This is a genomic window from Bacillus sp. JJ783 (genome assembly GCF_036963225.1).
Classification (GTDB): domain Bacteria; phylum Bacillota; class Bacilli; order Bacillales; family Bacillaceae_G; genus Bacillus_A; species Bacillus_A cereus_U.
This window is the reverse complement of record NZ_JBALMG010000141.1, coordinates 28,969-30,293: the sequence shown is the minus strand read 5'-3', so window position 1 is coordinate 30,293 and position 1,325 is coordinate 28,969. Positions and strand designations below refer to the sequence as shown.

Below are 1,325 nucleotides of genomic sequence, written 5' to 3'. Positions count from 1 at the left end.
TAGCAAGAATCCCACTGACATTAGTCAGCTAGCCCCTTTAGGGGTGGGAGTGTCAAGCTATGAAATAAATGATAATAAGAACAGGTGAATTATTTTAAAATAACAAAATGCAAAACGGACAAACTCAATTATCCTTGAATTTGTCCGTTCAGTTACTGGTGAAAAAGGAGGAGTATGTAAATGAAATGTGCATATAGTCTAAAACTGTTTAAAGATATGTGTATTCAGCTAAAGTGATCTCTTTTATAGTTTTTACTCTTTAGTTTGCCTAGATAGTTCAACAGACTTTTGTGTACAACGCTGCATAGCTGAAATGATTGCTGTTCGTAAGCCTTTTTCCTCTAATGTTGCTACAGCTTCTATTGTTGTTCCGCCTGGGGAACAAACCATATCTTTCAATGCACCTGGATGCATTCCTGTTTCTAGTACCATTTTTGCAGAGCCTAACACAGCTTGAGCTGCGAATTTATATGCTTGATTTCGTGGCATACCATCTAATACAGCTGCATCTGCCATCGCTTCTATAATCATATATACATATGCTGGCGAAGAACCACTTACAGAAGTTACAACATCCATTAATTTTTCACTTACTATCTCTGTTTGACCAAAACTATTGAAAATGTTTAGTACATCTTCTAGATCTCTTTCTGTCACCATTTCATTAGGACATAACGCAGACATTCCTTCTCCAACAAGAGCAGGTGTATTAGGCATTACTCTTACAACCTTTAACTTTTTATGAAAAGCATCCTCAGTACTTTTGATGCTTTTTCCTGCAGCGATCGTTACGACGATAACATCGTTTTTTATCACTTCTTTTATTTCGTTAATTATTGATGCGTATAGGTCTGGTTTAATTGATAAAATTAAAATATCAGCATTTTTAGCTACTTCATTGTTGTCAGTAGTTGTAGTTAGCCCGTATTTTTCACTGGCATTTTTTAAATTCGTAGTGTTTAAATCTGAACAAATGATTTTATTTGAAGACACTATATTTTTGTTTAGCATTCCGCCAATTATAGCCATCCCCATATTTCCGCATCCGATGAATCCAATTTGTTTGTCCATAATAACTCAATCTGGCTCCTTTTATCATAAATTATATCGGTCTGATATTGTTATTCTGAAATAATGGTTATATCTCCATGCAATATAAAGAAACATTTTAAGAGAGTGTGTGCTTTTTTGCAATACAAAATATAAAAATAAATTATATTCGACATTATGTAAGTACACGCATTATATTTAAAGATTTTATGTTATCCCGCTATTTGTGGGCAGTAAAACTACCACCTCAAAATTCAGGTGGGAGATCAACTGCC

Annotated in this window: 1 protein-coding gene; it reads right to left on the bottom strand. The window is 34.2% G+C overall.

All coding sequences use genetic code 11. From position 1 onward, the window contains the following. Nucleotides 1-252: 252 nt before the first annotated feature. On the bottom strand, nucleotides 253-1,071 hold the full coding sequence (gene proC / locus V7038_RS24835) for a pyrroline-5-carboxylate reductase (protein ID WP_002110506.1): 819 nt from the start codon (nucleotides 1,069-1,071) through the stop codon (nucleotides 253-255). Between the last annotated feature and the right edge of the window lie 254 nt (nucleotides 1,072-1,325).

What these genes read in the sequence shown, in the direction of transcription:
- proC (WP_002110506.1), bottom strand. Translation starts at nt 1,071, where the DNA reads ATGGACAAACAAATTGGATTCATCGGATGCGGAAATATGGGGATGGCT.